Here is a 9,951-nt window from a genome sequence, read left to right as displayed (position 1 = left end):
CTCTGTTTTATACGAGTATCTCATATTTTTTACGTTTTGTAAAGTATTGCGTAGACACGCTCTAAATACTCCCACCAACGGCGGGAGAAAAAGCCAACGGAACTGCCGTTGAGTCGTTCTCTGGAAAATAAATTTGAAGGAGAATGATCTATGAAACAACAAATTATTTCAGAAGTGGTGCAGCAAATGCTGCCACACCTCGACAACGCACAAATGCAGCAGTTGCTAAAAGTTCTTGAAAACGCATTTTTTGGCTGTGAGATTACAGTGCGGACAGAAAAGAAAGATACAGACGATAACCCAAAGCTGATAGACGCTTTTGTTGCAGCAAAGCGGATTGAAGGCTGTTCAGAAAAAACGCTAAAATATTACCGCACAACCATTGAAACTATGGTAGCTTCTACAGACAAAGGTATTCGTCATATTCAGACGGAAGACCTGCGTTCCTATCTGACAGATTATCAGAGCAAGAAGCAGTCCAGTCGTGTGACGATAGATAATATCCGCAGGATTTTGTCTAGCTTTTTCTCATGGTTGGAGGACGAGGACTATATATTGAAAAGTCCTGTTCGCCGTATCCATAAGGTGAAAACGGCGACAAATATCAAAGAAACCTATACGGACGAGGATTTGGAGAAAATGCGTGACAGCTGCACAGAACTTCGTGACTTGGCAATGATTGATATGTTGGCTTCTACCGGGATGCGTATCGGTGAAATGGTTTTGCTGAACAAAGCAGACATAAATTTTAACGAGCGTGAATGTGTGGTTTTCGGTAAGGGCGATAAGGAACGCATCGTATACTTTGATGCTAGGACAAAGATTCATCTGCAAAACTATATTGACAGCAGAACGGATAATAATCCGGCATTGTTTGTTACTCTGCGTTCGCCGCATGAGAGAATTAAAATCGGCGGCATCGAATCTCGGCTACGTGAAATGGGTAAGCAGTTGGATATTCAAAAAGTCCATCCGCATAAGTTCCGCAGGACGCTTGCAACGATGGCGATTGATAAAGGAATGCCGATTGAGCAGTTACAGCAGCTTTTGGGGCATAAACGAATAGATACGACCTTGCAGTACGCAATGGTTAAGCAGAGTAACGTTAAGCTGGCTCACAAGAAATATATCGGTTAGGAAGGTGATAATATGCCAAAATGGGAAAAAATGACGGTTGGTGATTTGTGTGACACAATCTCGGACACTTACCGAGGTGATGATAAAGAGGTTGTATTAATAAACACCTCTGATGTATTAGAAGGAAAGGTGTTAAACCATCAAGTAGTTGAAAATAAAAACTTGAAAGGGCAGTTTAAAAAGACTTTCAAGGAAAATGATATTCTATATTCGGAAATTAGACCAGCAAACAAAAGGTATGCATTTGTGGATTTTGGTGATACAGATAATTATATAGCGTCAACAAAATTGATGGTGCTTAGACCACGAAAGGATGTTGTCCATCCACGATTTTTGTTTTCTTTTTTGTCGTCAAAATCAGTGCTTGAGGAATTGCAACAACTTGCTGAGACGAGATCTGGAACCTTTCCTCAAATTACATTTTCTTCTGAATTGGCACCAACATCGATAAATGTACCTGATTTGGAAACACAGGACCGAATAGTTGGGATTTTGGATGTCATTGAGAGGAAAATTAGTACGAATGCTGAAATAAACAAGAATTTAGCAGCTTAAAGGTCAAGGTTGGAAACGTCTATCTCACCAGACATCAGCTGCGGCAATAATGTATCTCGTAAATCAACAAGACGGGAAGTTTCAGTTTGTCTTTGCGAGATCGTTTCAAACATTGGAGCCACAGTCTCATGGAAACGAGTGAGTATATCCTTTGGAGGAATCAAAACAGAGGTATTCTTGAAATCTGTCTTATTAAATTTAGGTTGAGCAGATCCTCCTTTTATTCCCTGTATGAGCGCTTGGCCTTGGAGATACTTAAACCAAATATAAAGGTAGTAGCGTAAATGGTCGTCCTCTGGTCTAAGCATAATAATGTTATTTCCAAGGGTCATGCGACCATCCAGCTTCGGGCAGAGAAATACACTTCCCACATCACCAACATTGGAAATGACAATCTCTCCGCCATACAGGGTAGATTTGGATAAGAACTCATAAGAATGCTGGTCAACAAAAACTCCAAATGAGCCTGACTTCAAATCGGTGTTTCTGATGAAATAAGCATAGTTTGGCTCTTGATATAGGTTGACATTAGCTTTTAAAGACGCAAAGCTACCATTGGCCACATAGTCGGTTACGAGCATAGGCAAACTGCCAACCTTAACAACTGTGAAGTCCTCTGGTATTTCTCCAAACTCAGAGTTTATACGAGGGCTGTTAGGAGACAAGGAAAATGCAGAAAACCAAGAGCGAAATAACACAACAGCTTGCTCCTCTAAATTCTTGTTTACCATAGAAATATAACGAAAAATACAGGAGGTTGAACATGCCAAATTTATTTACAGAGGATACATATGAACAGGCAATCATTGAATTGTTTGAAAACATGGGCTATGACCACCTCTACGCTCCGGATTTTGATAGAGATTATACCAGTCCGATTCTGGATTCTATTCTGAGAGATAGTTTGGTGCGTATCAACCGTGGTCTGCCTGTAGAAGCTATTGATGAGTCACTGGCCAAATTGAAGAATTTTGATACCGGAAGCCTGCTGCAGAAGAATATGATATTTATGGATTATCTGCAAAATGGCATCACGGTTAAGTTCTTTGTGAAGGGCGAGGAGCAATCGTCGATTGTACGTTTGATTGATTATCAAAATATAAAGAGCAACTCTTTCTATGTGGTAAATCAGTTTACATTCCTTGAAAACGGAAATAACCGTCGTCCGGATATTATTCTATTTATAAATGGATTGCCGCTTGTTTTGATGGAATTAAAGAGTCCGGCGAAAGATGAAGTGGGAGCGGAGAATGCATTCCATCAGATTCGCAATTATATGCAGGACATACCATCTATCTTTTATTATAACGCAATCTGTGTAATTAGCGATTTGTCTACGAATAAAGCAGGAACGATCACTTCCGGATTAGATCGCTTTATGGAATGGAAAACAAAAGACGGTAATTACGAAGATACTGCGTATGCGTCCTTTGAAACTTTCTATGAGGGTATGTTCCAAAAGGAACGTTTACTTGATATTTTGAAGAATTTTATTCTTTTCTCAGGCGTTAGCAATAGTCGTTTCAAAGTATTAGCCGGATATCATCAATATTTCGCAGTCCGCAAAGCAATCGAAAAAGCAAAGGTAGCAACTAAGACCGACGGCAAGGGTGGCGTGTTCTGGCATACACAGGGCTCCGGTAAGTCATTATCTATGGTTTTCTATGCACATTTATTGCAGGATGCATTAGACAGTCCAACAATCGTAGTTATGACAGACCGTATTGATTTGGATGATCAGCTTTATGCACAGTTCTCACAATGCGCAGATTTTTTGCGTCAGACACCGGTACAAGCAGAGAGCAAGGAACATTTGAAGTCACTTCTTGATGGCAGAAGTGCGAATGGAATCATATTTACTACGATGTTTAAGTTTGAGCGTGGAGAGAAAGCTTTATCGGAACGTAGAAACATTGTTGTTATGGCAGACGAAGCACATCGTGGGCAGTATGGTTTTGATGAGAAAATCGTTATGTCAGAGAATGAAAACGGTGAAAAGGAAGCGCATACGGTAATTGGTAATGCCCGTGTTATTCATGACGCATTGCCGAATGCTACATTTATTGGTTTTACTGGTACACCGATCTCAGCTAAGGACAGAAATACTCGTGAGGTTTTTGGTGACTATATCGATGTTTATGATATGACACAGGCAGTGGAAGATGGCGCTACTCGTCCGGTTTATTATGAAAGTCGTGTGGTTCATCTAAAGTTGGATGAGAATACGCTGGCGTTAATTGATTCCACTTATGATGTCTTGGAGCAACAATCCGACGCGCAAACGATTGAGAAGAGCAAAAAGATGCTTGGCCAGATGGAAAGCGTACTGGGAGCAGAGTCTACGATTGAATCTCTTTGTGATGATATCGTTGAACATTATGAAAAATACAGAGCAAATCTTCTGACAGGTAAAGCTATGATTGTGGCGTATTCTCGTCCGATTGCAATGAAAATTTACCGCCGTATCTTAAAAATTAGACCTACATGGACAGATAAAGTGGGTGTGGTCATGACTGGCGGTAACAATGATCCAGAAGATTGGAAAGAGATTATCGGAACCAAAGCGCACAAGGAAGAACTCGCGAGGAAATTTAAAGATAATAACGATCCGATGAAAATAGCCATTGTTGTAGATATGTGGCTTACCGGATTTGATGTACCTTCTTTGGCTACCATGTATGTGTACAAGCCAATGCATGGCTATAACTTGATGCAGGCAATAGCTCGTGTTAACCGTGTATTCAAGGATAAAGAAGGTGGATTGATCGTTGACTATGTTGGAATTGCGTCAGCTCTAAAGGCGGCGATGAAAGAATATACGAAGCGCGATCAGTCTAAATATGGTGACATGAACATTGCAAAGATGGCCTATCCGAAGTTTCAAGAAAAGCTGCAGGTCTGCAAGGATTTACTGCATGGCTTTGATTTTAGCGGCTTTGTAGGTGGCTCTCCGCTTACAATGGCTAAGCTTATTACGGGTGGTGTAAACTTTATTCTCGATGTAAGTGTACCAGAAAGAAAAGATTTGTTCTTGAAGGAGGCTATGCTTTTGAAACAGTCTCATTCGCTTTGTTCCAGTATGACAACAGAACAGGAAAGGCATGAAGCAGCTTATATGGAGGCTTTGCGATCTACGGTTATTAAAATCACTTACGGTGGTACTGGTGGAAAGAGCCTGTCGCTTACCGAGATTAACGATCAAATCAATGAACTTTTGAAAGCGGCAGTACAGAGCGAAGGTGTCATCAGCTTATTTGACAGCAGCAAAAGTGGCGGTGAAAATTTCAGCTTGTTTGATCCGGCTGTCTTGGATGAAATCTCTAGAATGAAGGAAAAGAATATAGCTGTTGAGATTTTGAAAAAACTTATGGCTGAGCAGGTGGCCCTTTACAAGAGAACAAATGTGGTGCAGTCACAAAAATTCTCAGAAAAGATAGCGCAACTGATGAACTCTTATTATAACGGACTAATCACTAATGAAGAGGTTATTAAAGAACTTCTGAAAACTGCAGAAGAGATTGCAAATCTCTATAAGAATGGTCAGGAACTGGGGCTTTCACAAGAAGAACTTGCATTTTATGATGCCCTTACAAAACCAGAGCATATCAAGGATTTTTATAAGAATGATGAATTGATTGCTCTGACAAGAGAACTTACAGAAATGCTTCGTAAGAATCGCACGATCGATTGGCAGAAGAAAGAAACTGCTAGAGCGCAGATGCGTAAGATGGTTAAGCGACTCCTTAAGAAATATAAGTATCCGCCGGAAGACTATGATTTTGCAATAAGCACAGTAATTAGTCAATGTGAGCTTTGGACAGATAATGTGGAGCCACGAAAAGAGGAAAAGCTCTATAAATATATATCTGAAATAGAACTAAGCAAGGTAGCAGAGGATACGGTTTCTTACGGAGAAAAGAAGTAATGGAGGTGCGATATGGATGCACGTAAAGGCAATATCTATGAGATATTAAACGGAAATAAGCAGTTCTTGATTCCAGTTTATCAGAGATTTTATAGCTGGGATATAGATCAGTGTAAACGACTTTGGAACGATATTGTAGAGATGCAGAGAAAAGGCAAAGCTGGTCACTTTGTTGGATCTATTGTTAATATTGCTGAGCAGGCAATGCCAACAGGTGTTCAGAAATATATGATTATTGACGGCCAACAGCGAATGACTACCTTAACACTGTTTCTTCTGGTTTTGCGCGATTATGCAATAAAAAATCCGAGTGACACAACAATTAATGCTCGTCGTATAGATAATATGCTTCTAAAAAACGAGTATGAAAGTGGTGATGAACGATATAAGTTACTGCTGACTGAAACAGATCGAGATATTCTCATAAGCCTCGTTGAGGAAAAGCCAATTGCAGAAAGCACTAGATCAAGACTGATTGAAAATTACAATTTTTTTGCTAACAAGCTGGCTGATAAAGAAATTCGGCCTGCAGAGGTATACGAGTCAATTGGAAAATTACAGATTGTTAATATCACGTTAGACCGTACTGTAGACGATGCACAGGCAATTTTTGAAAGCTTGAACTCTACCGGTAAGGAACTTTCAGAATCTGATTTGATTCGTAACTATGTTTTGATGGGACTAGAGCCATCGGAACAAACTTATGTATATGAACATCTTTGGCGGCCTATGGAACAGCTGTTTATTTATGAAACACAAGGAACAGTAATGGATGCTTTCTTCCGCCATTACTTGACCATGAAACTTTCTCGCATTCCAAAGCAAGGACGTGTATATGAAGAATTCAAGTTGTATCATTTGAACTGTGAATTTGGAACTATCAGAGAATTGTGTCAAGATTTGCTTGATTATGCAAAATACTATACAAACATTGTATTCAAGCGAAATTCTGACACGGATTTAAAGAAGTTATATGAGGACATTATTGATTTAAGAATGGAAGTATCTTATCCATTCTTGCTGAAAATTCATCATGACTGCGTAGAGGGACTAATTACATCAGATGAACTGAAGGAAATTCTGAAGCTTTGTATTAGCTATGTTCTGAGACGTGCAATTTGTGAGATTCCGACCAACTCAATGAACAAAACATTTGCAACGTTGAAGAATTATATTAGACCAGATGATTATCTGAATTCTGTTAAGGCATTTTTCGTGATGCAGGATACTTATAAAGAATTCCCGGATAACGATAAGTTTGAAGGTGCATTTGAAAGCCGTGATATTTATAATATGCGTGCTAGAAATTATATTCTTAGTCGCTTGGAAAACTTTGAAAACAAAGCTCCAATTATAATAGAGAATTACACCATTGAGCATATTATGCCGCAGAACAAAAATCTTTCTTTTGAATGGCAAGCTGATCTTGGTGCTGAGTGGCAAGAGGTTCAGAAAAAGTATTTACATACAATTGGTAATCTTACTTTGACTGCATATAATTCTGAAATGAGTGACAGGCCTTTCTTGGAAAAGATGGATATGCCGGGTGGATTCAAAGAAAGTGCACTTAGGCTTAATAAATATGTGGTTTTGCAAAATAAGTGGAATGAAAAACATATCCAAGAGAGAGCAAACGAATTAGCAAAGAAAGCAGAATCTATTTGGCCATATCCAACTTTAACAGCTGCAGAACTTGCGCCATATCAAGTAGAAGAAAAAACAGTGCAGAAATATTCCTTGGAAACATATGATGTGAATGCTTTTACAAGAATACTATTCGAGTCTTTAGATAAGCGCATTATGAACTTATCTCCTGCAGTTAAGAAGGAATATAAAAAGTTGTATGTTGCCTATAAACTGGATACTAATTTTGTTGATATTGTTTTTCAGAAACAAAGATTGCGTATCTCGATTAATATGAAGTTTTCAGAGATTAATGATCCTAACGGTATTTGCAAAGATATTACCGGCTTAGGACGTTGGGGAAATGGCGATGTAGAATTGTTTATGGAGCATCAGGATGAATTAGATCAAATCATGGAAATTGTGAAACAATCCTTTGATGCACAGGCAGAATAATGATTTTGGGACGTTAAAGGAGGCATCCTATTTGAAAAAGAAAAAAGACGAAATCACAATCCGTTCCAGCGCAGCAGAATACTTAACCTATGTTGCCTCTGTTGGCGATCAGCAAGACAGTATTGAGATGCGCTATGAGGATGAGAATATATGGCTGACACAGAAGATGATGGCTACATTGTATGATGTGGATGTTCGTACAATCAATGAGCATATTAAGAAGATTTATTCTGATTCAGAGCTTGAGGAAGATGCAACTATCCGGAATTTCCGGATAGTTCAAACTGAAGGTTCACGTCAGGTGACTCGTAGTACGAAGCATTATAATCTTCAAATGATTATTGCGGTCGGATTCAAGGTGAATAATGAGCGAGCTGTACAATTTCGTAAGTGGGCCAATGGCATCGTTAAGGACTATACCATCAAAGGGTGGGTCATGGATGATGAGCGACTGAAAAATGGTGGATCCGTACTTACAGTAGAATACTTTGACCGCTTGCTTGAGCAGATTCGAGAAATTCGTCTGTCTGAGCGTAGATTTTATCAGAAGATAACAGACATCTATGCTACAGCTCTCGATTATGACCGAACAGCAAAAACAACAAAGCAGTTTTTTGCAAAGGTTCAAAACAAGATGCATTATGCAGTTCATGGACATACAGCAGCGGAGTTGATTTATGAGCGAGCCGATGCAGATAAGCCTCATATGGGATTAACCACCTGGGCAGCAGCACCGGAAGGCAAGATCGTAAAAAGTGATGTGAGCGTTGCGAAGAATTATCTGAGTGAGCAGGAAATGCGTTCATTAGAACGTATTGTATCGGCTTATCTGGATTTGGCAGAAGACCGTGCAGAACGTCATATTCCAATGACGATGGAGGATTGGGCAAAGCGTCTGGATTTATTCTTGATGGCTGATGACAGAGAAGTTCTTCAGGATGCAGGCAAAATCACTGCTGAGATTGCCAAGGCAAAGGCCGAAACTGAATTTGAAAAATATCGTGTCATTCAGGACAGATTATTTATGTCTGATTTTGATAAGTACATGCTGGAACTGGAAGAGAATGCGAAGAAGTAGTAGCATCGCCATTAAAATTTTCAGCTTACCAAGGTCGAGTGCATGGGAGTTGGGCATCAGTCTGGGTGAAAAATAGCCTTTGACATGTTCTCTGTACGAAGAACAGACAAGGTGGAGGCAATGGCCGTTCTTCGCCAAATTTGACTTTTCTATTGGAATCACTATAATAGTAGAAACGAATAAAAAAGTTGAACTTTTTCCGTAAACAGGCGAGGTTCAGGCTGTGATATGGATAGCGAGTTGTATTAATACTTTTTTGCTACAGAATTTGTTGATATGTTTCCGCAAACAAACGGAGATATTTTGTTACAGTCTACATTAGTCCGGATAAGTTCCCGAAAACTGACATCAATCAGCACGTATCGAGCCATGTGGAGATGATCGTGTTGATGTCAGTTGATGTCAAAGGAAAGATAAGGAAATACCGCACAAAAAGAGCTAATAGTTCCCTATAAGGAACAAAACTATGATAAAATAAAAGATATAAAACAGAATCAAACCCAGTAATTAGAAACCATACTGCATAATAGAGAACGAGGGAGAGCCATGAACAAACAACTAAATCTATCCATTCTTACAGACGAACTTCTAAGTGTCAAAACAAAGAAAAAAGAATTTCTCAAGCAAATCGATCAAATCATCCCTTGGGAAGAATGGATAGAACTCATTAAACCTTTCTATTACAAAGCAGAACGTGGAAACAAACCCTACGAAATAGAATTGATGCTACGACTCTATATCCTACAGAACCTGTATAACCTCTCGGAAATGGCAACCGTTGCGGAAGTCATCGACAGCAGATCCTTCTCAGAATTTTGCTACATCACTTCCGGCAATCAAGTTCCTGATGGAGATACTCTAGGCAGATTCCGCCATCTTCTTGAGCAAAACAATCTACAGCAACAATTCTTTGAACAGGTAGTAGATCGTCTTCGTAACCAAGGACTCCTTCTCAAAAAAGGAACCATAGTAGATGCTGCCATCATCTCCTCTCCCTCCTCAACAAAAAATCAAAGCAAACAAAGAGACATGGAGGCACATCAAACAAAGAAAGGAAACAATTGGTACTTCGGATACAAAGCCCATATAGGGGTAGACGCTAAAAACGGTTTGGTACACAGTGTGAAAGTAAGTGCAGCGAACGTACACGATGTAACGATGGTGCCGGAGTTATTAA

At 39.5% G+C, this 9,951-nt stretch carries 7 protein-coding genes; 6 read left to right on the top strand and 1 reads right to left on the bottom strand.

What is annotated here, in order from left to right; all coding sequences use genetic code 11:
* Positions 1-150: 150 nt before the first annotated feature.
* Entirely contained in the window at positions 151-1,137 is a 987-nt protein-coding gene (gene xerA, locus ACFO4R_RS05510; protein ID WP_379788047.1) for a site-specific tyrosine recombinase/integron integrase, read from the top strand.
* Between the two features lie 12 nt (positions 1,138-1,149).
* Entirely contained in the window at positions 1,150-1,692 is a 543-nt protein-coding gene (locus ACFO4R_RS05505; protein WP_379788046.1) for a restriction endonuclease subunit S, read from the top strand.
* Here ACFO4R_RS05505 and ACFO4R_RS05500 read toward each other — a convergent pair.
* On the bottom strand, positions 1,689-2,390 hold the full coding sequence (locus tag ACFO4R_RS05500; RefSeq protein ID WP_379788045.1) for a restriction endonuclease subunit S: 702 nt from the start codon (positions 2,388-2,390) through the stop codon (positions 1,689-1,691). The two genes, ACFO4R_RS05505 and ACFO4R_RS05500, sit on opposite strands and share 4 nt — an antisense overlap.
* A gap of 65 nt (positions 2,391-2,455) precedes the next feature.
* Between ACFO4R_RS05500 and ACFO4R_RS05495 the strand changes: the two genes are divergently transcribed.
* The 4 genes from ACFO4R_RS05495 to ACFO4R_RS05480 form a co-directional block, all read left to right on the top strand.
* Complete coding sequence (locus ACFO4R_RS05495) at positions 2,456-5,617, top strand: type I restriction endonuclease subunit R (protein WP_379788044.1); 3,162 nt, start codon at positions 2,456-2,458, stop codon at positions 5,615-5,617.
* Positions 5,618-5,629: 12 nt separating this feature from the next.
* On the top strand, positions 5,630-7,696 hold the full coding sequence (locus ACFO4R_RS05490) for a GmrSD restriction endonuclease domain-containing protein (RefSeq protein ID WP_379788043.1): 2,067 nt from the start codon (positions 5,630-5,632) through the stop codon (positions 7,694-7,696).
* 31 nt (positions 7,697-7,727) lie between these two features.
* Positions 7,728-8,774, top strand: coding sequence for a virulence RhuM family protein (locus ACFO4R_RS05485; RefSeq protein ID WP_379788042.1), 1,047 nt, complete (start codon positions 7,728-7,730; stop codon positions 8,772-8,774).
* A 546-nt stretch (positions 8,775-9,320) separates the two neighbouring features.
* On the top strand, positions 9,321-9,951 hold a 631-nt coding region (locus ACFO4R_RS05480), incomplete at its 3' end, for an IS5 family transposase (RefSeq protein WP_379788041.1).

It is taken from the genome of Filifactor villosus (genome assembly GCF_042652965.1).
GTDB lineage: Bacteria > Bacillota > Clostridia > Peptostreptococcales > Filifactoraceae > Filifactor > Filifactor villosus.
This window is presented reverse-complemented; position numbering and strand designations above follow the sequence as displayed.